The 25,359-nt window shown below is 48.0% G+C and carries 22 protein-coding genes; 2 read left to right on the top strand and 20 right to left on the bottom strand.

Features of this window, described 5'->3' with window-relative positions; translation table 11 throughout:
• Nucleotides 1-29: 29 nt before the first annotated feature.
• From BN1938_RS08270 to BN1938_RS08290, 5 genes are read right to left on the bottom strand one after another with little or no spacing between them, the layout of a single operon-like run.
• On the bottom strand, nt 30-1,061 hold the full coding sequence (locus tag BN1938_RS08270; protein ID WP_330581552.1) for an AraC family transcriptional regulator: 1,032 nt from the start codon (nt 1,059-1,061) through the stop codon (nt 30-32).
• Nucleotides 1,045-1,830, bottom strand: coding sequence for a ParA family protein (locus BN1938_RS08275; RefSeq protein WP_050640146.1), 786 nt, complete (start codon nt 1,828-1,830; stop codon nt 1,045-1,047). Before BN1938_RS08275 ends, BN1938_RS08270 begins: the two co-directional genes overlap by 17 nt.
• Before the next feature lie 15 nt (nt 1,831-1,845).
• Nucleotides 1,846-2,877, bottom strand: coding sequence for an asparaginase (locus tag BN1938_RS08280; RefSeq protein ID WP_050640147.1), 1,032 nt, complete (start codon nt 2,875-2,877; stop codon nt 1,846-1,848).
• A 19-nt stretch (nt 2,878-2,896) separates the two neighbouring features.
• Entirely contained in the window at nt 2,897-3,457 is a 561-nt protein-coding gene (locus tag BN1938_RS08285; protein WP_025656473.1) for an HD domain-containing protein, read from the bottom strand.
• Complete coding sequence (locus BN1938_RS08290) at nt 3,454-7,281, bottom strand: efflux RND transporter permease subunit (protein WP_050640148.1); 3,828 nt, start codon at nt 7,279-7,281, stop codon at nt 3,454-3,456. The genes BN1938_RS08285 and BN1938_RS08290 overlap by 4 nt, the downstream gene beginning before the upstream one ends.
• Before the next feature lie 316 nt (nt 7,282-7,597).
• Here BN1938_RS08290 and fabG point away from each other — a divergent pair, with 316 nt between their 5' ends.
• Together fabG and pduB are read left to right on the top strand one after the other, a co-directional pair.
• On the top strand, nt 7,598-8,326 hold the full coding sequence (gene fabG / locus BN1938_RS08295) for a 3-oxoacyl-ACP reductase FabG (protein WP_050640149.1): 729 nt from the start codon (nt 7,598-7,600) through the stop codon (nt 8,324-8,326).
• A gap of 69 nt (nt 8,327-8,395) precedes the next feature.
• Nucleotides 8,396-9,124 (top strand): microcompartment protein PduB, encoded by a 729-nt coding sequence (gene pduB, locus BN1938_RS08300; RefSeq protein ID WP_050640150.1) that lies wholly within the window; start codon nt 8,396-8,398, stop codon nt 9,122-9,124.
• A 14-nt stretch (nt 9,125-9,138) separates the two neighbouring features.
• On the opposite strand, the gene BN1938_RS08305 is transcribed toward pduB, so the two are convergent.
• From BN1938_RS08305 to BN1938_RS08375, 15 genes are all read right to left on the bottom strand, one after another.
• Nucleotides 9,139-10,560: an MATE family efflux transporter gene (locus tag BN1938_RS08305; protein ID WP_050640151.1), complete on the bottom strand. Its 1,422-nt coding sequence runs from the start codon at nt 10,558-10,560 to the stop codon at nt 9,139-9,141.
• Complete coding sequence (hflX, locus tag BN1938_RS08310) at nt 10,547-11,788, bottom strand: GTPase HflX (RefSeq protein ID WP_050640152.1); 1,242 nt, start codon at nt 11,786-11,788, stop codon at nt 10,547-10,549. The genes BN1938_RS08305 and hflX overlap by 14 nt, the downstream gene beginning before the upstream one ends.
• 55 nt (nt 11,789-11,843) lie before the next feature.
• The gene (locus BN1938_RS08315) at nt 11,844-12,275 is read right to left on the bottom strand and encodes an RrF2 family transcriptional regulator (protein WP_330377640.1); all 432 of its coding nucleotides are present in this window, start codon (nt 12,273-12,275) and stop codon (nt 11,844-11,846) included.
• 77 nt (nt 12,276-12,352) lie between these two features.
• The gene (locus BN1938_RS08320) at nt 12,353-12,919 is read right to left on the bottom strand and encodes a tRNA 5-(aminomethyl)-2-thiouridylate-methyltransferase MnmM (RefSeq protein ID WP_050640154.1); all 567 of its coding nucleotides are present in this window, start codon (nt 12,917-12,919) and stop codon (nt 12,353-12,355) included.
• A gap of 25 nt (nt 12,920-12,944) precedes the next feature.
• The gene (locus BN1938_RS08325) at nt 12,945-13,598 is read right to left on the bottom strand and encodes a tetratricopeptide repeat protein (protein ID WP_050640155.1); all 654 of its coding nucleotides are present in this window, start codon (nt 13,596-13,598) and stop codon (nt 12,945-12,947) included.
• A gap of 11 nt (nt 13,599-13,609) precedes the next feature.
• A complete protein-coding gene (locus BN1938_RS08330; protein WP_050640156.1) occupies nt 13,610-15,469 on the bottom strand; it encodes a heavy metal translocating P-type ATPase in 1,860 nt (619 codons plus the stop codon).
• Between the two features lie 32 nt (nt 15,470-15,501).
• Nucleotides 15,502-15,861: an ArsR/SmtB family transcription factor gene (locus BN1938_RS08335; protein WP_050640157.1), complete on the bottom strand. Its 360-nt coding sequence runs from the start codon at nt 15,859-15,861 to the stop codon at nt 15,502-15,504.
• Between the two features lie 198 nt (nt 15,862-16,059).
• Nucleotides 16,060-18,483: a heavy metal translocating P-type ATPase gene (locus BN1938_RS08340; protein ID WP_082202911.1), complete on the bottom strand. Its 2,424-nt coding sequence runs from the start codon at nt 18,481-18,483 to the stop codon at nt 16,060-16,062.
• A gap of 272 nt (nt 18,484-18,755) precedes the next feature.
• Complete coding sequence (locus tag BN1938_RS08345; RefSeq protein WP_050640158.1) at nt 18,756-19,487, bottom strand: GTP pyrophosphokinase; 732 nt, start codon at nt 19,485-19,487, stop codon at nt 18,756-18,758.
• 440 nt (nt 19,488-19,927) lie between these two features.
• On the bottom strand, nt 19,928-20,983 hold the full coding sequence (locus BN1938_RS08350; RefSeq protein ID WP_050640159.1) for a PTS sugar transporter subunit IIC: 1,056 nt from the start codon (nt 20,981-20,983) through the stop codon (nt 19,928-19,930).
• Between the two features lie 401 nt (nt 20,984-21,384).
• Nucleotides 21,385-21,969: a helix-turn-helix domain-containing protein gene (locus BN1938_RS08355; protein WP_050640160.1), complete on the bottom strand. Its 585-nt coding sequence runs from the start codon at nt 21,967-21,969 to the stop codon at nt 21,385-21,387.
• 286 nt (nt 21,970-22,255) lie between these two features.
• A complete protein-coding gene (locus BN1938_RS08360) occupies nt 22,256-22,984 on the bottom strand; it encodes an amino acid ABC transporter ATP-binding protein (protein WP_050640848.1) in 729 nt (242 codons plus the stop codon).
• 45 nt (nt 22,985-23,029) lie between these two features.
• A complete protein-coding gene (locus tag BN1938_RS08365; RefSeq protein WP_050640161.1) occupies nt 23,030-23,695 on the bottom strand; it encodes an amino acid ABC transporter permease in 666 nt (221 codons plus the stop codon).
• 12 nt (nt 23,696-23,707) lie between these two features.
• A complete protein-coding gene (locus BN1938_RS08370; RefSeq protein WP_050640162.1) occupies nt 23,708-24,367 on the bottom strand; it encodes an amino acid ABC transporter permease in 660 nt (219 codons plus the stop codon).
• A gap of 83 nt (nt 24,368-24,450) precedes the next feature.
• Entirely contained in the window at nt 24,451-25,317 is an 867-nt protein-coding gene (locus BN1938_RS08375; protein ID WP_050640163.1) for an ABC transporter substrate-binding protein, read from the bottom strand.
• Nucleotides 25,318-25,359 lie beyond the last annotated feature (42 nt).

Below are 25,359 nucleotides of genomic sequence, written 5' to 3' on the forward strand. Positions count from 1 at the left end.
TTAAGAAAAGCAGGGACCTTCATCCCCGCCTATAGTCTCTCGCGGTATTCCTTAGGGCTCATACCGTACTTTTCCTTAAATTTCCGGTAAAAATAACTGGTATTGTCATAGCCTACAGACTCTATAATATCAGCAACCGGCAGTGTCGTACTGGACAGCAGGTAGGCGGCCTGGCTCATGCGCCGCGCCTGCAGGAGTTCTTTATAGTTTCTGCCTGTGCGCCTCTTGATCTCCCGGCTCAGCCAATACACATCGTAACCAAGCATTTCCGCCAGCTCAGACAGTGTTCCGTTCCGGTAGTGCTCCTCCACATAGTTCAGCACAACTCCGGTCAGTTCCTTGTCAAACTGCCTGCTGCCCGTCTCCATCTTATCCATGTAATTCAGAAGCTGAAGAAATAACAGTCCCATGGTAATCTGGTTGCAGCTGCGTTTATTTGACAGGTCATAGAAAATGGTCCACACCATGTTCTCCACCAGATTCTGGATAGGAAGCACGTCCGCCACATGAAAATACAGATAAGAGGTTTTCTCATTTTTACCACAGAGCGTCCCCACCAGAAACTCCTTCAGCATATTGTCCTCTTCTTCCATCATGGAAAACGCCATATTAAAAAATTCAGGAAGAATGATAAAATTAACTGCAATATCTTCTTTTCCCGCCGGCAGTATCTCCTGCACTGCGTTCTGATTGAGGAACAGCAGGTCACCCTGCTCAAGAACCACCCGGTTTCCATCCACAATATGCGTGGTAGTCCCCTGGCACATATAGATCACTTCCACATAATTATGCCTGTGTTTTGGGAAATTTACAAAACGGGTGTGCGGTCTGACCTGGATCAGCTTCCCCTTTTTCAAAAGCTTCTCACAGTCCACGATCAGTTCCTTCTTCTCCGTATAAAGGTGCTGGTCGATTCCCTCTCTTCCGTCCAATATCATCTGTTCTTCTTCCGTGATCACAGACAATTCTCTGATCAATTCCGGATGCATACACTCACCTTTTCCATTTCTGTACGCTGACTTCTGTACTCTTTTTGCCGTACTCCTATTGCTGTTCTGCAATCTCTGCCGCCAGTTCCATGTATTCTGCGGCGCTCCGGCTGCTTTTCTTGTATGCCATGATCGGCGCATTGTTATCCTGTGACCACTCGATTGCGCTGTCCACACGGATATATGTATCAAAAACCTTTACCTGTTCCAGTTCCCTGAGTGTCTCCAGGGTTTGCTTAAAATAATTTTTCCTTGTATCAACCTTTGTAATCACAATGCCGCCCAGCTGCAGATCCGGGGCGATCTGCTTTACCTCTTCCAGAAACTCAAACATATTGCCAAGTCCGAAGAGCCCCCACGGTGTTGATTCCACCGGAATGATTACCTGGTCAGAAGCACAGAGTATATTCATCACCCAGCCGCCCAGTGTCGGCGGCGCATCGATCAGTATATAATCGTACACGTCAGTCTCCCTGACAGACGCCAAACATTTTCTCAGGATATACTCTCTCTGCCACTTTGTAAACAGTTCATACTCAATGGAACTCATCAGCGTAGAAGACGGAATAAGATCCAGTCCTTCATAGGGGGAATGCACGATATAGCTGCACAGATCATCCTGCCGCCTGATTCCCTCATACAAATTCTTTTCCCCCTGGGCAAATTCCAATACCTGCTCCTCATCAAACAGGGAGAGTGACAGGTTCAGCTGCATATCCCCATCGATCAGCAGCACCTTCTTTCCCAGCTGGGTGAGCCCGTATCCTACATTGGAACAGGTCGTGGATTTTCCGCTGCCCCCTTTATTATTTGCAAAACATATGACTTTTGTCTTTCCCATCTTTGCGCCTCCGTATCATTGGCCCGAAACCGAACCCTGCCTCTTTCTGTAGCCCAGTATATCATAGTTTACGGTTCTGTAAAACTCTGATTTCATATCCTCATAACTCATATCCTGCCTCGCCATGAGCCACATGGCCTTCGTGATGGTCGCCTCTAGGGTCATGTCATAGGTCTCCAGCAGGTCCAGATCCTGTTTCACTTTTTTCCCTACTTCATACACCATCATATCGCTGCCCTCTTTTACAACCTGTGTTGCAACAATGGCCAGCTTCCCCTGTGTCCCGCAGTCCCTCATAACTTTGTAAAATTTATCCACCAGGTACTCCGGTATGCCGCCAACGCCGAAACTTTCGATTACAATACACCGGTACCGGGCAAACAGACAGTCCAGAATCTCCGGATCTATACCGGGGATCAGCTTCAGCACATAGATGCTGTCCTCCATCTCATGAAAGAACTTTACCCCGCCATGATATTCCAGCGGCGGTATATAACGGATCACTTCCTGTTCCCGGATCACTGCGGGATAGGGAAAGTTAATGCTGGAAAAAGCATTGTAGCTCTTTGCCCGTTCCTTTTTGGCCCTGGTTCCTACGATCACTTTTCCGTCAAAAACGATATTAACATCTCTCGAGCCCTCATCTGCTGCATAGATAAAACTGTCCAGAAGATTGTTTCTGGCATCCGTGTTTTCCTCGTCAATCGGTTTCTGCGCCCCGGTAATTACAACCGGCTTTTCGGAATTCTGGATCATATACGACAGCGCAGCCGCAGTGTAAGCCAGCGTATCCGTTCCATGGCATATCACAAACCCGTCATAATCTTTATAATGCTCTTCTACCGCCCGGCTCATCATTTTCCAGTGTGCAGGGGTTACATTGGTGCTGTCCACATTGCATACCTGATGCGTATACACTTCGCATACATCCTTTACATCAGGAATAAACCCGACCAGTTCCTCAGGCGTTATCGCAGGCGTCAGTCCGCCCTCCGTATGTTTGCACGCAATGGTGCCGCCGGTCCCCAGCATTAAAATCCGTTTCAATACACAGCCCCCAGTTCTATTACCACTCCAGCGAAGCCGGCTCGCTGCCGAAATTCTTCTCCACCAGAGTGCAGTATTCTTCATAGGCTTCCGAGCCTTCGAACTCTGCCTTCAGGGCGTCCCTGATCCCCTTGTAATACCAGCCTATCGCAGCCTTACTCTGCATGCGGAACCTTTTCCAGAGTTCATCCCCCAACACCGGATAATCCCTGTCGATGTCCCTCATATTGGAAAGCTTATCCGCCAATCCGATCATCTTCACAGGCAGCGGAGCCATCCCAAGGTGCTGGATCGTGGCGCCCTTTCTCTCTTCCCAGCTCAGAGACTTATCCTCGCTCTCCTGCGCCACAATAGACGCTACGCGCTCCCCGAATCTTAGTTTGAGGATCTCTTCCGTCACCTCTTTGCAGTCCTCAATCGTGTCATGCAGGACTGCCGCGCATATAATTTCTTCATCCGCAGTCATCGTGGCCACAATCTCCGCCACCTCCACAGGATGTACAATATAAGGTCTTCTTGTCCCTTTCCGAAATTGCCCCTCATGCGCCTTTGAGGCAAATTCTATGGCTTCATCAATCATTCAAACGGCTCCTCCTCGATGCCTTCCCGCAATCTTGCCTTTTCCTTTTTGTGGAATAAAGCATAGATACACGGTACCACAAACAGTGTTAATGCAGTTCCATATATAAGACCGCCGATCGTCACCACCGCCATCGGCTGTACCATATCTGCACCGGAACCAAAACCAATTGCCATTGTGGACAGGCCCAGAATCGTCGTGAGCGCCGTCATGATAATCGGCCGCAGCCTTGTCCTTCCGGCTTCCACCAGCGCTTCCTTCTGATCCATCCCCTGGGAGATCAGCTGATTCGTATAATCAATGAACACAATACCATTATTGACAATAATTCCAGATAACATAACAAATCCGACCATAGCAATTACACTTACCGGACTTCCTGTGAGCCAGAGCCCCAGCAGACCGCCTGTAAATGCAAGCGGAATTGTAAACATGACGATAAACGGCGATCTTAATGACTGGAACTGTGCGACCATGATTAAATACATGAAAACCACTGCCAATGCCAGCATCTTGAGCAGTTCCACCATGGTCTCCCGGATCGTTTCATCCTCTCCCTGCATTTCTGCCGTATAACCGTCCGGCAGTTCATAAGTCTTCATCGCCTTTTCCACACGGCTGCTCACAAGTCCGATATTATCGTCCTCGGCAACCTCGGCCGTCACATTGATATATCTGCTCTGAGCGTTTCTGGAAATGGACTGAAGCCCATATCCGGTCTCAAAAGATGCGATATCCTTCAACGCAATCTGTTCTGTCGACCCGTCCTGTTTTTTTACATCCAATTTCATATCCCGGATTTCATCACGGGTCAACTCCTGATTCTTCTGATCCGCCACTACGATGCCGATCGAAGCCGTATCCATATCCAGCTTTGTCGTGGAAGCAGGCTCTTTCAGTTTCTTAGCCAGTTCCTGATAAACCTGGGCAACAGTCAGATTATAGGAAACTGCCTTGTCCTTATCTACGATCACCCGCAGTTCTTCGGTTGTCTCCTCCATTCCGTCGGACACGTTCTTCGTTCCTTTAACACCTTCCAGTATCCCTGCTATATCCTTTGCAATTTTCTGAAGTTTATCTAGTTCCCGCCCTTTTATCTGAACGGATATCCCCGATGCACCGAGGGAACTCATATCCATGTTGGACATGCTCAGGGAAAGCTCAACATTTTCTTCCCGGGCCAGCTTTTCTATGGCTTTCTGGATGGCATTGTCCGACATGGACCGTTTTTCTTTCAGCAGTGCATAGAATTCCACCTGATTCGTCACCGTGCCGCCGCTGCCCATCATGCCGCCGCTCATGGCCATACCACCCACATCACCGATATCTTTGATCTTCCTGAGCTTCTCCGTAAAACGGTCAGCAATCTCTGCCGTATCCTGCAGCGGCGTTCCGTCCGGCGTCTCGATGGACATGCTGATCTCCGTGCTCTGCATTGCAGGCATAAATGCGGTTCCTCTTGAAAGAGAAAGCACACCGCTCGCCACAAACAAAACAAGGGCGCCGATCAGTACGAGGGGTTTAAAGCGCAGCGCGCCCCGAAGTAACTTTTCATATATGTCTTTCAGATGTACGAAGAACCTGGATTCTTTTTGATCTGTCTTTCTCAGCAGCCCCGCGGACATCATTGGCACAAGTGTAAGCGCCACAATCAGGCTGGCGAGGAGCGAGTAAGCGATCGTCAGTCCCATGTCTACAAAAAGCTGTCTTGCCATTCCCTCCGTAAATACAATCGGCAGGAATACGCATACCGTTGTCAGCGTAGAGGCCATGATAGCCCCGGCAACCTGGCGGGCTCCCTGAATGGCCGCTTCCTTTGCCGATGCATGTTCTTCATTGCGCATACGGTAGATATTTTCAATCACGACAATCGAATTGTCTACCAGCATTCCGACACCGAGCGCCAGACCGGATAGCGAAATAACGTTCATTGTCACTCCGCTGAAATACATCAGGACAATGGCCGTCAGAATACTGATCGGGATGGAGCATGCGATTACAAAAGTCGGACGGATGTCCTTTAAGAACAACATCAGAATCAGTATAGCCAGGATTGCCCCAAACAGCAGATTCTGCAGCACGGAGCCGATTACCATGTCTATGTAGACTCCCTGGTTCATCAGAACAACTACCTGGATGTCTTTGTTCTCTTTTTTTATCTGTTCAAAACGTTCCAGAATACGATCCGTTACTTCCCCCGTGGAATATCCGGTCTGCTTCTGCACCTGAAGCAGGATCCCGTTTTCCCCATTCAGTTTGGCATAGGTTTCATCTGCATTATCTATCCGTTCTACTTCTGCGATATCGGACAGTTTAATCGGGTTGATCCCCTCCATATCCACCAGAACCAGATTTTTAAGTTCTTCTATAGACTCAAACTTATCCCCCACACGGATTAAGTAGTCGATCCCTTCTTCATTGACATAGCCGGCAGGCATATTAAAATTCTGGGCCGCCAGAACGGTCTGGATCGTCTCGGCGGTCAGCATGGATTTTACGTTTGCTGCTGCCTTTGCTTCTTCCTTGGCTGACTTGAGTTCCGCCTCTTTGCTCTTTAACTCTGCCTCACCAACTGCCAGCTGGGCAGACGCCTCGCTCATCTGCATGGCTGCCTCCAGCTGTGCCGCGGAGAGCTGGGCCCTCGCCTGCGCCAGCGTGATGGTTCCCTCGCTAAGCTGAGCCTGTACCTGTGTCAGCATGGACTTTCCTTCTGCAAGCTCAGCCCGCTTCTGGGTGATCGTCTCCCTGCTCTGTGCCGCCTGGGCAAGTCCCTGCTCAATCGCGGCCATGGATTCATCGAAACGCTCTAAAACAGCCAGCTGTGCGGTCAGTGTTCCCTTTGCTATCAGCAGCTCCGGGGTCTCACCACTCTCTTTAATTGCCTGTTCAACCTGTTGGTATTGGGATTCTATCTCCGCACGCTGCCCGTTCAGCTCCTCCAGTTCCTGTTTTTGCTGCAGCAGCGCCTGCTCACTGGCATCAATCTGCGCCACAGACTGCTCCAGCGCAGCCTCTGCCAGCTGGATCTCGCTGAGTTTCTCATTGACCTCCATCTGTCCCTGGGTCAGTTCCGCATCGCTCTGTGCAAGCTGCGCCTCTGCATCGGCCATCTGCCCCGATGCCTGGCTCTTGCCTGACTCCAGCTGTGCCTTGCCGTTCTCCACCTGTGCCTTTGCCTCGTTCAGCGCGTCCGAGGCTTCATTGAACTTATTGTCCAGCTGATTCTGCACGGAACCGTCCACACTGCTGACCTTGTCTTCCTTTACCGTGATCCGGATGGTCTCCTCGATATCTCCGAACGTATTTACCGAGGCCACGCCTTCCAGACTCTCAATCTCCGGGAGCACCTCTTCCTCTATGATCTTCGTGCTCTCTGCCGGCTCTTTGCCGTCTACGCTGATTGCGGGAATCATGACGGGCATCATGGTGGGATTCAGCTTCATGATGATCGGGTTGCCCACCGTATCCGGCCAGTATGAACTGATCTGATCCAGACTCTCCCGCATCTCAATGGTCGCAGAATCCATATTGGCGGTCTGCTCAAACTCCAGAATGACTGTGGATGCATTTTCTCTTGATGAAGAACTGACGGTTTTGATATTGCTGATGGTTGCCATTGCCTGCTCTACCGGCTTTGTCACGGTAGTTTCCACTTCCTCCGGGCTTGCTCCTGCGTACGTAGTCATAACGACCGCGTAGGGGAGATTCATATCCGGCAGCAGATCTACTGTCATTTTATCAAAGGATACAAACCCCAGAATTAATATCAGTACCACGGCTACTACAACGGTGTACGGTTTCTTCACACTGAACTTGGATAACATGTGTCTACCTCTTTCTCTTTTTCGCTTTATGCTTCACCCGGTTCGCCTGAGAATCGAAGTGGAGGAAGGATCTGTTAAATCCCATTTATATAGAAATCATATCATATGAGCAACCCAATCACAACCAGAAAATGCGGGAGTTTTACAGGGAGAGAACACGGCGCCGGGTCCCAAAACATCAGGGGGGCAGGGCAGCGGATTTTGCCGGGCCAGAGATTGTTTTTTGTTTGTGGAATGGATTCTGTGAATGGTTGTGGTGTACTTTTTGTGGTACATAGAGTATAATAGCAGAAGAATTATTGAAGTGAGGTTTTTTATGGGACGGAAGTGTGTTCTTATTACAGGGGCGTCCAGAGGGATTGGACGGGCCTGTGCCGCCGCTTTTGGGCGGCTGGGGTATTATGTTTTTGTGAATAGCAGGCATTCCGATGATCTGGCAGGTGTGTGTGACGAGATTCGTTCGGCAGGGGGAATCTGCCGGGCTGTACCCGGGGATGTGGGATCCGCATTGGATGTCCGGCGTATCTTTCAGGAGATAGAGGCGGAGGTTCCCGGGCTGGATGTATTGGTGAATAATGCGGGGACTGCATTTATCGGGCTTCTGACGGATATGACGGATTCGGACTGGGAAAGGATTCTGCAGACCAATCTTTCTTCGGTGTTTTATTGTTCCCGTGCGGCGGTTCCGTATATGGTGTCGCAAAAGGCGGGGAAGATTATTAATATTTCCTCTATGTGGGGCACTTCGGGGGCTTCCTGTGAGGCAGCTTACTCGGCTTCCAAGGCGGGGGTTAACGGACTGACCAGGGCGCTGGCCAAGGAGCTGGCTCCGAGTAATATTCAGGTCAATGCGATTGCCTGCGGTGTGATTGACACCGTGATGAATGCCCAACTTTCTGAGGAAGAGCGGCAGCTGCTGATGGAAGAAGTTCCGGCGGGACGGTTTGGGACCCCGGAGGAAGTGGCTGATCTGGTTCTGGATCTGGCACAGGGACATGCATATCTGACCGGCCAGGTAATCGGACTGGATGGCGGATTTCTGTAGAAGGCGCTTCAATTTTGAAGTATTTTATGCTAAATAGGTTATATTAAGATAGATAAAAGGAGTTGTTTTATGTTAAAGGTAAAAGGAATTGAGAATATACCAATGGACTGTTCTATGGCAGAGTTTGTGGGCACGACGGTCCTGGATACGATTGGGCTTGTGATTCCGGGCGTCACACCGGCTTTGCTGGAGCAGATGCAGCTGCCCAAACCTTACCGCAGCCTCGGGCTGCTCAGTTCACGGACAGGCGCGGCCGGACAGATTAATGCCGTGGATGAAGCAGTGAAGTCTACCAACACAGAAGTCGTGTCCATTGAGCTGCCCAGGGACACTAAGGGCTGGGGCGGCCATGGTAACTATATTATCCTTGGCGGAGACAATGTTTCCGATGTCCGCAGAGCCGTTGAAATTGCAGTGGAATATACGAAAAAATATGCAGGAGAGCTCTACATCAGCGATGCCGGACACCTGGAGTTTACCTATTCCGCAAATGCAGACCAGGCGCTGAATATGGCATTCGGCGCTCCCATTGGGAAACCTTTTGGTTTCTTCTGCGGGTCGCCCGCTGCGATTGGGCTTGTTATGGCCGATCTGGCAGTCAAGTCCTCCCCTGTTGAGATTATCAGATACATGACTCCTGACAGAGGAACCAGCCATTCGAATGAAGTTATCGTGGCTGTGACCGGCGATGCCAGCGCTGTTAAGAACTCGGTACTGACTGCCCGCGAGGCTGGGCTGCAGCTGCTGGTATCTATGGGAAGTTATCCGGAGACCCCCTCCGCACCCTACCTGTTTTAAAATGAATTATCCGCCTAATCGGCAGATTTATTCTCCGGCATTTCTGACAGAAGAGCCGGAGATTTCATTTTCTTCAATTGTCTGTAGGCAAATACAATTGCTATGACAGCCGCCGCGGCATCCGCTATCGGTCCCGCATACATTACGCCGTCTATCCCCAGAAACAGCGGGAATATCAGGATCAGCGGAAGCAGAAAGAGTACCTGTCTGGTCAGTGATATGACAATTCCTAATTTTGCCTTGCCGATAGACGTAAAGAATCCGGACGACATAGGCTGAATACCGTTTGCAAACGTCATGAACATGAAGATCTCCAGGTATCTGTCTGCAAAATGGAAGTACCGCTCACTGCCGCTCCCAAATATGCTGACTATTTGCCGCGGGAATATCTGAAAACTTAAAAAGAATAATGTGGCGATTGTGGTACATAAAATGGCTGCTTTTTTGTATGTACTTCTGACTCTCTCATAGTTCCCGGCCCCATAATTGAATCCCCAGATCGGCTGACAGCCCTGAGAGATTCCGATGCAGATTGCCAGAAACACACTGTTCACTTTCGAAATTACCCCTACACAGGCCAGCGGGATGTCGCTTCCATATGAGGAGGCCGCCCCATAATAGCGGAGAGTATTATTCATGGCAATCTGTACGACAGTCATCGCAAGCTGGTTGATACAGGATGCCATTCCCAGGGCTGCAACCGCCTTCAGATAGGCTGCCCTCGGGCGCAAAGCGGAGACTTTCAGATCCATTTTCTTATACTTCACAAAATAAAGTATAACAAGAAGGCCGGAAACCACCTGACCAATAACTGTAGCGGCAGCGGCACCCTTAATCCCCCAGTGGAATACAAAGATAAAGAGGGGATCCAGGATTGTATTCAGGATTGCTCCTGTCAACATACTCACCATTGAATAGGTCGGGCTTCTGTCCGCCCGGATCAAATGATTTCCTCCGGTTGTTAATATAAAAAAGGGAATTCCAAGTGCGGTTATCCCTGTATAGTCCACGGCGTAAGGCAGGACTTCGCTTGTCGCTCCGAAGGCATGCAGCAGCGGCTCTAAAAACAGGAGAACAATAGCGGCGATTACCACGCCGCTAATAACAAGTGTTGACAGGCCGGTGCCTGCAATTTCACTCGCTCTTTTCTCTTTTCCAGCCCCCATTTCCAGATTATAGTTCGAAGCGCTTCCTATTCCAAGCAGAAGCGCTGTGGCTGTCGCAATTGTTGTGACAGGAAATGCAATATTTGTTGCGGCATTTCCCAGCATACCGACTCCCTGGCCGATAAAGATCTGATCTACTATATTATATAGTGCACTTACCAGCATACTGATGACTGCCGGTACGGCAAACTTTCCAATCAGTCTGCCAATAGGTTCTGTACCCAGCGGATTTTGGTTTTTGTCCGCGGCGCTCTTCTCATATTTTTCCATAAATCTCCTTTGTAACGTAGGCCTTTACCGAAATTCCCTCCGCCGCATATTCTTCCTCCAGAAGCTGGCCGTGCCTGCGGATCAGCTGTATTTTCCCGGCTTCTTCAAAAGGATACATTTTTTCGATATAAATTTGGCCGCTGCGTATGATTTCTAAAAGTGCTGTTTTCAGTTCCTCAAGCCCCTGCCCGGTCTTTGCGGATGTCCTGATCGAATACTGTGCCTGGAAATCCCTGAAACTGCCGGCTTCCTCTAATTTGTCCTGCTTGTTAAACAGTGTGATCACCGGTTTGCCCTCCACGCCCAGCTGGCGGAGCGTCTCATATACCACGTACATCTGACTGTCCATCTGTGGGTTGGAGGCATCCACCACATGTATGATAATGTCTGCATATTTTGCTTCCTCAAGCGTGCTCTTAAACGCCTCTATCAAATGGTGGGGCAGCTTACGGATAAAACCAACCGTATCCGTCAGCAGAATCTCCTGCTTTCCCTCCAGCTCCAGAACCCGGGTTGTCGTATCCAGTGTCGAGAAAAGCATTGCATCCGCCAGGATTCCGGCCCCGGTCAGCGCATTTTCTATACTGCTCTTTCCGGCGGATGTATAGCCCACCAGAGCGGCGATCTTCTTCTGCGACGCCTTCCGCTGGGTGCGTATCAATTCTCTGTGCTGTTCCACTTCACGGAGCTCTTTCTTTAGCCGGCTGATCCGCTCCCGAATCAGACGCCTGTCCATCTCCAGCTTCTTTTCCCCGGGACCGCGTGTTCCAATCCCCCCGCCAAGCCGGGACAGGGAATCTCTGAGGCCAACCAGACGCGCAGCCCGATATTTCAGCTGTGCCAGCTCCACCTGGATCTTCCCCTCGCTGCTGACTGCCCTGGCTGCAAAGATATCCAAGATAAGAAGCGTCCGGTCAATCACCTTGCACTCCAGCTCCCGTTCCAAATTGTGGAGCTGCACGGATGTGAGTTCGTCATCACATACAATGCCGGTTGCTTCGGTCTCCCACAGAATTTCCTTCAATTCCAGAAGCTTTCCCTTCCCCACATATGTGACCGGATGCACTGCCTCGCGTTTTTGGATCACACGCCCGGCCACCTCCGCCCCCGCGGTCTTCGCCAGTTCTGCCAGTTCATCCAACGATTCCTCCGTCCGCTCATTCTCATAGAGCTGAATGCCTACAAGAATCATGGATTCCTTTTGTTCCTCAATTTCATATAACGCCATATTGTAATCCCATCAAAGGGGTCTGACCCCTTTGCCCTTCATTTTCAGAATATTCTCAAGTTTTAAAGATCTGTTTGTCCAGATCCGCTATTGTAATCTGCCGCAGACGCCTGCGGCACTGCTGGTCTAGGTCTTTATATACATCTTCCATGACACCCGCCATACCGGAAGCTATCAGACATTTCATCTCCGAGCTGCCGCTCTTCCATCCGGATGTCACAAAGGAAAACTCCAGCGCATCTGCAATTGTACAAAGGTCTGTTTCCTCACTGTTTTTCACAAAAAGGTATCCACCGTCTATTCCTTCTTTTGTCTCCACCAGTCCGGCTTTTTTTAGTTTTACCATAATCTTTCGTATCCTTGCGGCATTCGTACAAATATTTTCTGCCAGCCCTTCACTCGAATATACAGTTCCTTTATGGTTTAAAAAAACAAGTGCATGCACTGCAATTGAAAATTCACTGGTCATCTCTCTCTCCTGTTTCACTGATGATTTCTGCTGATTTTCATATTATAAATCTTTTCCCTGTATATTTCACCTATTTTTATAACAAAGATATGAATTTATTTCAGCCTGATGAGAAATACAGGGATCGGCGGGTCGTTCTCCCTGTTGTAAAACTGATGTACGATTACAAGCCACTTTCTTGGATCCACGCCTTTCAAGTAAGTGAGAACTGCTTCTTTCTCCTCATAACCCGAATCCTTCCCGCTGTATATGCAGAGGCTCATCACTCCCTCTACTTTCAGAAGCTTCATTCCCTCCTCGACTGCAAGTATGCTTGTCTCTGCTTTTGTGGAGATCCGGTGATCCCCGCCAGGAAGATATCCCAAATTAAAAACGATGGCAGATACGTCTTCTTTCACGTACTCTCCCATCTTTTCATGTCCGTCCCGGATCACGCAGGCCCTGGATCCCAATCCCAGCCTTTTCAGTCTCTCTGCTGTATGTGCCACTGCCTCCTGCTGGATATCAAACGCATACACCTTTCCTGTGTTTCCTGCCAGCCGGCACAGAAACTCTGTGTCGTTTCCATTCCCGGCCGTCGCATCGACACAAACATCTCCCGGTTCAATATACATCTCCAGAAACCGATGGCAGTACTCCGTAATCTGATAACTATATTTCATACGCTTCTCCTGTTATTCATACTCTCTATCTGGTGCTGAGAAAAGCCGCCTCTTTCTGTGCATCCTGGTCATCAGGATACTCGCTGACATACTCCTGTATTTTAGTCTTCGCATTCTCCCAGTCAAGTAACTTTTCATAACATACGACTTCATTAAACTTCATTTCCCGGATCACCTCTGCATCGTCCGTCTCTTCCGCCCCCGCAGTATCCCCGGCCAGCTTAATTCCCTCACCGAATGCGTCCAATGCCCCCTGCGGGTCATTCAAATGCATAGAGCAGACCCCTATAAAATTATAGAGAACCGCTGTTGCTTTTCCGTCATGATTCAACACCTGCTGAAATGCATCCCTGGCCTTCTCATAATCCTGAAGTTCATAACAGGCCATCCCAAGTCCACGGTAGGCTTCTGCCACATCTATTTTTTCCGCTTCCTCCTTCTTTGCAGAACCGCCGGTATCTCCAGAAGAACCGGACGCCTCCTCTGAAGAACCGCCTGTATTTCCTGAAGAAGCGGAAGCTTCCTCTGATATACGGATTGCCTCCTCAAAAGAACTGACAGCCTCCTCATACTGATGTTCCTGCAAATATGCGGTGCCCTCGGACACATAGTCCGTACCGCTGCTGCACCCTGTCAGCAAAAAAACAGCCAGCACAGCGTATATTATAACTTTTCTCATATATGCTCCTTTTATTCCGGATACTTTAATACCCAGAATGAATTCAATATATTAATCAACATCACAGCCATATCCGCAATAATGGCATTCTGCATTGTCACATAGCCAAGCGCCGCCAGGAATAAAAGAATAACCTTCATGCCTATGGCAAACACCAGGTTCTGTTTTACTGCCCGGATCGTGCCCTTCGAAATCTTAATCGCATTCACAATCCTGGAAGGCTCATCTTCCATAAGGATAATATCTGCAGCCTCCAATGCGGCATCCGCTCCCAAACCGCCCATAGCAATCCCGATATCTGCCAGTGCCAGCCCCGGCGCATCGTTAATGCCATCGCCGACAAATGCGAGTTTTTCCGATTCCATCTGGCTATCCATAAACTCTTTTACCTGCTCTACCTTATCTTCCGGCATCAGGTTCGCATACACATACTCAATCCCCAGTTGTTTTGCTGCATCGTCCGCCACTCTCTGGTTATCTCCGGTGAGCATGACTGACTCAATCTGGTGTTTCTGCAGCCAGCGGATCGTCCATTTTGCATCCGGACGGATCACATCTGCAATCAGAATATATCCTTCATATTCCCCGTCCACAGCCACATGCACTGCTGTGCCAATCTCCTGTACCGGCTGATAGAAGAAGCCCTGCTGGTTCATAAACTTGGAATTCCCAATATATACCTGCCTGCCGTCAATCTGTGCACAGACGCCAAAACCGGAGGACTCCTGGATAGACTCCACACGGCTGCTGTCGATTGACTTGCCGTATGCGGCTCTCAGAGACACCGCAATCGGATGATTGGAATAGGACTCCCCGTAGGCGGTAATTTCCAACAGTTCAGCGTCCTCCATATGCTTCGGACAGATAGCCTTCACATGAAAAATGCCTTCCGTCAGCGTACCAGTCTTATCAAAAACAAACGTCTCTGTTTTCGAAAGCGCCTCCAGATAGTTGCTCCCTTTGATCAGCACTCCCTGACGGGATGCGGCGCCGATTCCTCCGAGAAATGCAAGAGGTACCGAGACAAGCAGACCGCATGGGCAGGCCGCTACCAGGAAAATGAGCCCCCGGTAAAGCCAGGTCTCCTGATCTGCCCCCTGTAACATCATGGGCGGAAGAATCATAACAAGTACACCGATCAGCGTAACCACCGGCGTATAAAAACGAGAAAATTTGTCTGCAAAGTTTTCACTCTGTGCCTTATTATTGTTGGCATTCTCCACCAGTTCCAGAATCCTGGATGCGGTAGAATCTGCATATACCTTGGATACTCTGGCCTCCAGCACACCGCTGATATTAATGCTGCCGCTGTAAAGCCGGTCCCCAATCTTCACTTCTCTTGGTTCCGACTCCCCCGTAAGGGCCTTTGTATCTACCATACTCATCCCCTGCGTGATGACCGCATCCACCGGGATCCGTTCTCCCGGCTTAATTACAATAATTTGTCTGGGCTGCAGTTCCCGGGGATGTACCTTTTCCTCTCTGCCGCGCATCTTACGGTTCGCATATTCCGGACGGATATCCATAAACTTCGCAATAGACTTCTTCGTTGCGGACAGAGAAATGACTTCTATTGTCCTGCCAAACTGGAAGAATAGGATTGCTCCCACTGCTTCCGTGTATTTGCCGATTGCTAAAGCGCCGACAGTCGCAAGGATCATCAGCAGATTCTCATCAAAAATATGTAATCTTTTTACATTTTTCAGTATGTCCCAGAATATTCCCAGTGACATAACCAGATATGGGAGCAGGAACAAAAGCAATTCTGTCCTCCCCGTCATATCCCAGTGCCTGACCGAAAACAATGCATTGATGTATAATAGCAGGCCGATTCCAATTTCAATGCATTTCTTTCTAACTTCCCTTGCCATCTTGGCCCCCTTATTTACCTTTCACCGTGATTCTATTCTCTAATATGTTCCAGCCCCTGGTTCATAATAGTCTTGATATGACCGTCAGCAAGAGAATAAAACACCGTCTTCCCTTCCCTGCGGTTCGTAACCAGCTTCATCTGCTTCAATACCCTGAGCTGGTGAGAGATCGCTGACTGCGTCATACTCAGCGACTGTGCAAGATCGCACACACACATCTCCGACTGCCACAGCATACATAAAATTTTAATCCTGGTAGAGTCCCCAAACACTTTAAAAAAATCTGCCAGATCCTGAAGCTCCTCAGGTTCCGGCATGTTCTCCTGAACCTTCTTTACAATATCTTCGTGTACATGCATGAAATCACAATGTTCCACTTCCAGTTTTCCCATATACCGAATCTCCCTTCATATGAACAACCGTTCAGTTATTATTATACGAAAAATACGCTGCCGGGTCAAGCAATGCAGGCCCGTCTGTCCTTTATATCATTCCCATTTTTCTGGGTACTTATAAAAAAAGGAACGCATACTCAACGGTCTGCGTTCCTTTCTTAAGATTTTTTTAATTTATTTCCCGGAACGATCGTGTTACAGCTTCTTATAAAGCACTCTCATAGAATTCAAAATGCAAAGCACCGCCACTCCCGTGTCCGTAAAAACTGCCATCCACATGTTGGCAAGGCCTGCAAGGCCCAGTACCATTACCAGGATTTTGACAGCCAGGGCAAATACTACGTTCTGCCGCGCTATAGATCCTGTTGTCCTTGCAATCTGAAGTGACTGGGGAATTGCCTCCATAGATGACGTCATAAATACCACGTCCGCTGCCTCTATGGCCGCATCTGCCCCGCTACCCATTGCGGCGCCTACGTCAGCCCCCGCAAGAACCGGCGCATCGTTAATCCCGTCACCCACAAACATGACGCTGCCATGGGCCTCGCGAATACGTTTCAATTCCTCCACCTTATTCTCAGGAAGCAGTTTTGCATGAATTTCATCGATTCCGATTTCTTTACCCACCGTCTCAGCGCTCTTTCTGGCGTCTCCCGTCAGCATAGCGGTAAGAATACCCATCCGTTTCATAGCAGCCACCGCCGGTTTCGCGTCTGCTTTAATCGTATCTGCAATCACAAGCTGTCCGGCATACACTCCATTCAACGCCAGCAGTACTTCCGTACCGTATGAAGCATCTGAATACTGGCTTAACTCTACCTCATATGCTTCCAGCAATTTTCTGTTGCCGCACAGTACAATCCCTTCGTTTAACTGCGCTTTCACACCTTTCCCCGAAATCTCTTCCACGGATAAGGGACGCTGCAGGCCGATTGTTTTCTCCTCGGCCGCAGTAACGATACTCACGGCAATCGGATGTGTGGATGTCATCTCACAGCTGCCCGCAAGAGCCAGCAGCCTTTCTTCGTCAAATCCTGCCGCCGGCACCACATTCTGAAGGACAAAGTTTCCTTCCGTAATGGTTCCGGTTTTATCCATAACAATGGACTTTACACCCTGCAGAGCCTCGATGGCGACACCGCCTTTAAAAAGAATGCCTTTTCTGGAACCTGCACCGATTCCTGAAAAGAATGCCAGCGGTACACTAAGCACAAGGGCACAGGGACAGCTGATCATAAGAAATGTAAGCGCTGTATATACCCAGTAGTTCCAGTCCCCCGTTATCAGGGAAGGAATCACTGCTGTTGCAGTTGCAAGAGCCACTACAAAAGGAGTATACACTCTTGAGAATCTGGTAATAAACCGGTCAATCTTCGGTTTGCTTGCCGCCGCATTTTCCACAGAGTCCAAAATCCTGGTAACCATGGAGTCTTCCAATATCTTATCAGCACGTATTTTCAAAAGCCCCGATGTATTTACACAACCGGATGTAACAGCATCCCCGGCCTTGGCCGCCACAGGGACTGGCTCTCCTGTCACCGGTGACGTATCAATACGGCTTTCCCCTTCTACGATCGTACCATCCAGGGGAATCCTGTCGCCGGGCCGCACAAGAAGTATATCACCTATACGCGCTTCCTCCGCAGGAATCACCAGAGTCTCTTTCCCAACCACCTTGTTGACTACCTCCGGCCGCATGTCAATTGCATCCATAATCTGGCTCCGGCTTCTGGAGACTGCGATTTCCTCAAACAGTTCCCCGACGCGGTAGAAAAGCATAACTCCCACAGCCTCCAGGTATTCGCCAATCAGAAATGCCCCCAGGGTTGCAATGCTCATAAGGAAATTTTCATCAAACACATGACCTTTGCACAGGTTCTTTGCCGCAGTAAGCAGCCCGGCCCTTCCCAGTACGAGATACCCGATTAGAAACAGGATCAGCGAGAGATTTCCACTCACCCTTTCTGTCAGTATCCCTCCTGCCATAAACACAGCCCCAATGCCGATCTCCCAGAAATCCTTCTTGTTCTCACTGAATTTCCCTTTAGATGCGGTTTGCTGACGGGCCGGTTTTCTATCTCTCTTAGAGACAGTAACTTCACTCTCTATGGAAGAACAGATTTCCTCGAATACCGGAAGCAGTTCTTCCTCCGTATTGGTTACCACCTGCAGCTGCTTTGTCGCAAAAATAATGTTTGCAAAATCAACCTGGGGCAGCTCCTGTATTTTCCTTTCCATTTTGGCTGCACAATTTGCACATCCCAGGTTTTCCAGAATATAAACCTGCTTCTGTACATGGTCAAATGCATGATTCATCTCACGCTGCTCCACCGCCTCATGATTATGTCCGTCACTGCTATGACTGTGCCCGCCGCTTCCATGGTTGTGTCCACAGCTGCAGGTTTCGCCATGATGATCATCATCATGTCCATGGCTGCCGTGGTGATCATGATGACTGCCGCATGTCTCCCCATGTCCATGTTTATGCTCATGTGCTTCCTCATGCTTCTGTCCAGTGTGAACCTCATAATAATGTTCTTTTCCGGAATTGTGATCATGCCCGCATCCGCAAGCCGTACTCTCTGGATTTATCTTTTTATTCAAAGCCTGTTGTGCCATACTCGTACCTCCAATGCTTATACATATGAATAACTGTTCATATGTTCATATAAACACATCCAGCATAAATTGTCAATACCTATCTATAAAAATTCAAAAAATTTACCCATCGAATACCTTAAACGCTCCATTTATACGTTACAATGCTCATACCAGCGGGAAGCCTTATTAATTAATAAAAAAGCCAACATATTGAACAATGCCGGCAAACACAGCAGTGCAGCCTGCACTCCCGTATATGTCGGCATTGTTCAACATGTTGGCTTTCATTATTATCGTCCAATGATCTCATTACTTCGTTCACTTCTTCTGCCCCCAATGACATTAGCCGTAATGTCATCGAGCCGCTCTTTCTCATGCTCACTGCTTTCTTCTACAAGGCATGCCTGAATAGCCTCATTCAGAGAGAGCATCTTATCATCAAGTTCAGCAACCATCTGTGCACATTCCCGGAGATCCCGGCTAATATAGTCCGGCGCATTCCCTTCGAACTTATAATAAATCTTATGCTCCAGACTTGCCCAGAAATCCATGGCAATTGTCCGGATCTGTATCTCAACTTTGGTATCCACGACACTGTCGGATAAGAAAATGGGCACTGAAACCAGCATATGATAGCTCTTATAGCCGCTTTCCTTCGGGTTCTTTATATAATCTTTAATAGAAAGAACCTTCAGATCGCTTTGATTCCCGATCATCTCGGCCAGACGGTAAATATCAGATGTAAAAGAACAAATCAGACGGACACCCGCAATATCATTAATATACTTAACCATATTCTCAATTGATGTCTCATGCCCGTACCGTTTCAGCTTCTTTACGATACTTTCCGGAGTTTTAATACGTGTCTTAATATGTTCAATCGGATTATACTGATGTACATGCTGAAATTCATCGTTCAGAATCTCCAGCTTTGTCCCAACTTCTTTCAGCGCAGCATTATATAAAAAAATAACCGTTTTCCAGCTATCTACATCTTCATAATTTTTGATAGCATCGTGCATCTGCAGTTCTCCTCTCAATTTGGAAAATCCCCCTTTCCCAATCCTTTCTAGTATATCATAAAACAGACTTCATGTCAGCCAGTTCATTTTTTTTTAACAAATCGGGAGTTAGTGACGCGCTTTAGTCGCGGCACGGATGGGGACGCTCCATGAAGGGATAGCCGAAAACCTCCCGGAGAACATCCATGTCCTTTCAAAAACGCGGCCGCGGACCTAAGAAATTCTAGGCGGGAAACAGCCCTGAAAATGGAGCACCACTCAGATTTCCCGTGATGTGTTCAGCGTACCCGCCTATCCGGCAGCGGCTGTTCTAGAAACACTTAGCAGCACGGGTGCATATCGCAACGGCATATACAGCCCCAGCGCCTCCCCGGCCTCCCTGTCATGAAGCGTCCCCATCCGTCGACAAGTCTAAAGCTAGCCAACTAAATCCCGATTTCTTATAGTTCCAGCTTCATATCCCCAAATTTGATCCATTTTCGTTTCCGCATGAATTCGGATATGCCCAGCGTCACAAATGCCGGAAGCAGGATCTGTATTACAAGTATTTTAATCAATACCATCATGGGGGGTTCCGTCTGTGCCATCACCTGCCAAGTCATGATCTGTCCCACAAGCCCTGCTGTTCCCATTCCCGATCCGGTTGCGTTGTTCGTCATATGCAGTACCATAGTCCCCACCGGCCCGAGCACCGCGCTGGATAATATGGCCGGCAGCCAGATAATTGGCTTCCTGACGATATTAGGTACTTGCAGCATAGAGGTTCCAATGCCCTGTGCGAGGAGTCCGCCGATCTTATTCTCCCTGTAGCTTGCTACGGCAAAACCAACCATGTTGCAGCAGCAGCCTATCGTAGCTGCACCTGCTGCCAAGCCCGAAAGATTCAGTATAATTCCTAATGCTGCAGAGCTGATCGGCAGAGTCAGGATCATCCCCATAAGCACGGATACTACGATGCCCATAAGAAATGGCTGCTGCTCAGTCCCCCAGTTAATCAGTGATCCCAGCCAGTTCATAAACCTGGATATCGGGGGTCCCAGAAACAGTCCCACTGCCGAACCTGTCCCAATACAAACCAGCGGGGTCAGTATAATATCCAGTTTGGTCTTTCCGGAAACCAGAATCCCAAATTCAATCGCTATGTAAGCCGCAACAAAAGCTCCCAGAGGCTCGCCCGGTCCTGCAAAGACCATGGCGCCGTCCTGTATCACTTGCCCGGCCAGAAGTTTTCCTGCAAAAGCGCCCGCCATACCAGCTGTAGCAGCCGATACCGTCACCAGCTGGCCGGCTTCCAGTTTCCTGGCCACACCAACGCCAATCCCGGCTCCCGTCAAAGCAGCCGCCACCTTCCCTACCGCATAAACCAGGTCTCCCGCAGTCCCGCCCATAAAAGTGCCGATCTGCTGGATAATTGTTCCAATAATTAAAGTAGCAAACAGCCCCTGAGCCATCCCGCTGAGCCCGTCTATGAAAATCCTGTCAAGCAGCTTCTTCATCCTATAATCCCTCCTGCACATACACTTGTCTTGTCACTCCCCGCTATTCTACCACAGATCCCCCCTCTCGTCCAGAACCTCTGCCAATACAACTTAACACATCTTAGCCGTGTCATTCTCTGTTGTAACAGTTCAGACAGGCCTGAACTGTTACACATCCAGTCAATTGTAATTCACCTGCGGCGAAGGGATGCTGTACTCCAGCAGCGCAGATTTAGCACGGTTCGAAATAAAGACAGAATGAGGGGCATATCGTTTAATAGACGGTATGCCTGTTTTGTTAGCTTGTATTCTAATGTTCGACACAACTTGGGGGTTAATAATTATTTTGATAGTAAAACTGTTCTCCACGTTTCCATGTTGTTAAATCAAGCAGTGTAAATCTTATTTCTTTCCCAGCGTTATATCTCCATATAAAACAATCCGTGTTGATTGCAGTACCAAAGCAATCTCCCGTGTGCGAAAATAGGAATACGCACTTGTAGCCCCCATTCAGGGTATTGCTTTTTAATCATGATACTGTCTCCTGTCAGCAGAGCTACAAATGCAATATGGTGTTCCCGTTCCATTGCATGGCTGGAAGTGATATAAAAATCATTTTCAACCATTTCTACATTTAACTTATCATCATCATTTGCTTTTTGGGGCTGTAATGATTTCATTTTCTTCCCGCAGCAAGATATGTTGGTATCTGTCATTGCGGTAATCATGTTCCCGCAGGCAGGACAGATATAAAAGTGCATTTTTTTCATATTACCTCCCAGAATCTCGTTAGCATTTAGTTCACCGGATAGCAGTTTTTCTAAATCAACATTAAAGATTTTTGATAACGAGGGCAGTAAGGACAATTCTGGGCAGCCTAATCCTCTTTCCCATTTACTAACTGCTTTATCGCTTATATTCATCTGATCAGCTAATTGTAATTGAGTCATATGATTTTCTTTTCTTAGCTGATAAATCAATTTTCCGATTTTCACATTGTCCATTGTTATATCCTCCCCTGTATACAAGTATAAAACTTTCCAATCTATTTACAATAAACGCTCCGTTGAGTTTATCATATTTTCTCTTATATTGTACTACTTTGAGGCTTTCGGGCAAACTAAATAATATAGGAAGCGGGGGATTTTGCGCCCTAAGATAAGAAGGATTAGAAAAAGCAAAAGAAATCCTATGGTAAATCAGATGCTAAAAACACTGAATTCCATAGGATTTGCTTATTCTTTGATAAGGAGCTTAAAAATCGGTATTATCCGACACCCCCTCATGAACTCATTCTCCGATAAACTGAAGAAATTTGGCGATCCGTTCATTTTCTTTTCTCACTACGGAAAAGAAGTTTTCTGCAGTTTCATCTGCAGCCGCGATTCCTTTATCCATGAAGATGATTCTGCTTGCAACATGTCTGGCAAACTGCATTTCATGCGTGACACATAACATGCATACCCCTTCCCCCGCAAGCGTCTCGAGTATCTTGAGCACCTCGCTGGTCATCTCCGGATCCAGTGCGGACGTTACTTCATCCAGAAGAAGCGCCTTTGGATTCATCATCAGCGCCCTTGCTATAGCAATTCTTTGCTGTTCACCGCCGGAAAGTTCATTGTGCATGGCTTGTGCTTTAGATTCCAGGCCTACCTTTTTCAGGTAAAAATTGGCTTTCTCCTCTGCTTCCTTTTTGTTCATCTTCAAGAGTTTCACCGGACTCATGGTCAGGTTCTGCATGACATTTAAATGTGGAAACAGCACAGTTTTCTGGAAGACCATTCCGCAGTCCAGACGTATCTGCCGCAGATTCTTTTTTTCTTTTACCGACAGTCCGTTTACAATGATGTCCCCGCTGTCAATCGTCTCTAAAGCGTTAATGCACCTCAAAAGTGTGCTTTTGCCCGTGCCGCTGGGACCGAGCAGGACGGTTACGCCCTCCTGGTTAAAATCAACGCTAAAGTCTTTTAAGACGGTCAGGTCACCAAAACTTTTGGTAACATTCTTTACTTCAATCATAGACATCTTTTCTGTCACCTCTCTTATCCTGATAGCAATACTGTTCTAATAGTGGAACGATAATTTCTTCTCCAGACTCTTTGCCAGTCTGGACAGCGGACTGGATATCACGTAATAGATCAGAAATACAATTCCATAGATCAGGAACGGCTTTAACGTACGAAGAGCCAGATTCTGTCCCAGTTTTGTAAGATCCATGATTCCTATCAGTGCAACTAATGAAGAACACTGTAATTGTGATATATAAAGTGTTATAGCCTGAGGCACAAGAAGTCTCAGCGCCTGTCTGGATATCACGCTTATAAAAGTTGATGTTCTGCTGTGCCCCAGAGCCAGGCCTGCCTCCCACTGTCCCTCCGGAATTGCAGACACACTGTTGTGAACCAGAACGGCCATAAACGCGGCCGTATTCAAAGACAACGCCAGAATTGCGGCCGGAAACGGATCCAGCATGATCCCTCCGATCATCGGCAGACCATAAAAAATAAGAAACAGCTGTGTAACCAGAGGTGAATTCCGCAGAGGCTCAATCACAATCAACGGCAAGGCCTTTACTACTTTATTCTTGGAGCACCGGATCAATCCAAGAATCACTCCCACGATGGTTCCGATCAGCAGGGACATTAATGTGATATATAAGGTAACTCCCGCAGCCCGAAGGAACTGCATGGCATCATTGCCGGTCAGATTTGCATAATCATAAAATGACATTTCAGTCCCTCCTTATAATACAATACGGATTTTTTTGTCGATGAACTTCGCAATAAAGGAGATGATATATGTAAAAACACAATAACATAGCAATATCATCAGATAAATCTCGAAGGGTCTCGAGGTCCTGCCAACAATAATTTTGGCCGCTCCCATAGTCTCTACTACCGTAATGGAGAAGCAGACTGAAGAAGTCAGAACCAGATTAATAAAGTTATTCACAAGTGACTTAAAGGCGAGCCTGAAAGAAATTGGAAGCACAAAATACCAGAGTGTCTGCATTTTTGTATACCCAAGAGCCTCGGAACATTCGAAGTATTCTTTCTTAACAGCCAAAAGACCGGCCCTGATGATTTCGCAATTCTGGGCACTTGTGTTGATCCCCAGAGCAATGATAGCCGTGACCATCGCATCCGTCTGGATTCCAAGCGCCGGAAGTCCATAGAAAAAGAAGAAGAGCTGAACCAGAAACGGCGTATTCCGGAGAATATCTACATATACCGTTGCAAAGATACGCAAAATACGGCTCTTTGACTGTTTAAACAGTGCCATTACCGTTCCCAGCACGAGCCCGATCACAAGGCACCAGGCCACGATAATCACCGTCATCTTCATCCCGTCCAGCAGCATATCCCCATATACATTGAGAAAATTAAAGTTTAACTTATACATTTTAAGCACCCTCACCTCCTCATCCTATTGATGAAAGGATGCCCGCCCTGTCAAGACGGGCATTCGACATATATCTTATGTTATTACCACAGATAATTTAACTCTGCCGGTTTGGTTCCCCACCAATTCTCATAAGTATCAGCCTGCCATCCAGAACTGATCTGCCATGATACAAACATGTCCAGATAGCGGGCAAATTCTATATCACCTTTTCTGCATGCTGCGCAGATAGGATCTGATGTATACATTTTCTCCTGTGCCTCCAGCTTATCGTTCTGGGATGCCGCATATTCTACTACCGTATTATCTTCGAAAGCCGCATCCGCTTTTCCCTGTTCAACCTGAAGTACAGAATCTGTAAAATTATCTACATAAAGAATGTTCGCCTCGGGAGCATTCTCTGTCACCAGTGCCTCACCGGTAGAGCCTCTGTTTACTGATACCGTTACATCCGGGCTGTTCAGATCTTCCAGTGTGTGCAGATCTGATCCTGCCGCTGTCAGCATCTTTATTCCGGCACGGAGATATGGGATAGAGAAATCGACAGACTGTGCGCGTTCCAGATTGCCCGTTACATTCGCAAACAGGACGTCTACACGTCCGGATGTTAATGCCGGAAGCCTGGTTTCTGCATCTACATTTACAATCTCCACTTCGACCCCAAGCACCTCTCCAAGGCGGTTGGCCCAATCAACGTCATATCCCATTTCTTTTCCGCTGTCATCAGTGAAGCCGATTGGCGCTCCGTTTAAAGAACATCCTACAACGATTTTCCCTTTTTCTAAAATAGAATCCAGAGTTGCGCTTCCGCTGCCGCCTGCTTCCCCTGCTGCCGCCGGATCATTGGATTTTCCAGATTCTTTTTTAGATGAGCTGCATCCGGCAGCCAAACCAGCGATTAATCCAATTGTTAACATCACTGCTATAACCTTTTTTGTTCTCTTTTTCATGACTTCTCCTCCATTCTTTTGCGGTCTTTGGTTTCACTAAAT

This window comes from Eubacterium sp. SB2, from assembly GCF_001244405.1.
GTDB classification, from domain to species: domain Bacteria; phylum Bacillota; class Clostridia; order Lachnospirales; family Lachnospiraceae; genus Faecalicatena; species Faecalicatena contortus_B.

What these genes read in the sequence shown, in the direction of transcription:
- BN1938_RS08275 (WP_050640146.1), bottom strand. Translation starts at nt 1,830, where the DNA reads ATGGGAAAGACAAAAGTCATATGTTTTGCAAATAATAAAGGGGGCAGC.
- BN1938_RS08285 (WP_025656473.1), bottom strand. Translation starts at nt 3,457, where the DNA reads ATGATTGATGAAGCCATAGAATTTGCCTCAAAGGCGCATGAGGGGCAA.
- BN1938_RS08290 (WP_050640148.1), bottom strand. Translation starts at nt 7,281, where the DNA reads ATGTTATCCAAGTTCAGTGTGAAGAAACCGTACACCGTTGTAGTAGCC.
- fabG (WP_050640149.1), top strand. Translation starts at nt 7,598, where the DNA reads ATGGGACGGAAGTGTGTTCTTATTACAGGGGCGTCCAGAGGGATTGGA.
- pduB (WP_050640150.1), top strand. Translation starts at nt 8,396, where the DNA reads ATGTTAAAGGTAAAAGGAATTGAGAATATACCAATGGACTGTTCTATG.
- BN1938_RS08305 (WP_050640151.1), bottom strand. Translation starts at nt 10,560, where the DNA reads ATGGAAAAATATGAGAAGAGCGCCGCGGACAAAAACCAAAATCCGCTG.
- hflX (WP_050640152.1), bottom strand. Translation starts at nt 11,788, where the DNA reads ATGGCGTTATATGAAATTGAGGAACAAAAGGAATCCATGATTCTTGTA.
- BN1938_RS08320 (WP_050640154.1), bottom strand. Translation starts at nt 12,919, where the DNA reads ATGAAATATAGTTATCAGATTACGGAGTACTGCCATCGGTTTCTGGAG.
- BN1938_RS08325 (WP_050640155.1), bottom strand. Translation starts at nt 13,598, where the DNA reads ATGAGAAAAGTTATAATATACGCTGTGCTGGCTGTTTTTTTGCTGACA.
- BN1938_RS08330 (WP_050640156.1), bottom strand. Translation starts at nt 15,469, where the DNA reads ATGGCAAGGGAAGTTAGAAAGAAATGCATTGAAATTGGAATCGGCCTG.
- BN1938_RS08335 (WP_050640157.1), bottom strand. Translation starts at nt 15,861, where the DNA reads ATGGGAAAACTGGAAGTGGAACATTGTGATTTCATGCATGTACACGAA.
- BN1938_RS08340 (WP_082202911.1), bottom strand. Translation starts at nt 18,483, where the DNA reads ATGGCACAACAGGCTTTGAATAAAAAGATAAATCCAGAGAGTACGGCT.
- BN1938_RS08345 (WP_050640158.1), bottom strand. Translation starts at nt 19,487, where the DNA reads ATGCACGATGCTATCAAAAATTATGAAGATGTAGATAGCTGGAAAACG.
- BN1938_RS08350 (WP_050640159.1), bottom strand. Translation starts at nt 20,983, where the DNA reads ATGAAGAAGCTGCTTGACAGGATTTTCATAGACGGGCTCAGCGGGATG.
- BN1938_RS08355 (WP_050640160.1), bottom strand. Translation starts at nt 21,969, where the DNA reads ATGGACAATGTGAAAATCGGAAAATTGATTTATCAGCTAAGAAAAGAA.
- BN1938_RS08360 (WP_050640848.1), bottom strand. Translation starts at nt 22,984, where the DNA reads ATGATTGAAGTAAAGAATGTTACCAAAAGTTTTGGTGACCTGACCGTC.
- BN1938_RS08365 (WP_050640161.1), bottom strand. Translation starts at nt 23,695, where the DNA reads ATGTCATTTTATGATTATGCAAATCTGACCGGCAATGATGCCATGCAG.
- BN1938_RS08370 (WP_050640162.1), bottom strand. Translation starts at nt 24,367, where the DNA reads ATGTATAAGTTAAACTTTAATTTTCTCAATGTATATGGGGATATGCTG.
- BN1938_RS08375 (WP_050640163.1), bottom strand. Translation starts at nt 25,317, where the DNA reads ATGAAAAAGAGAACAAAAAAGGTTATAGCAGTGATGTTAACAATTGGA.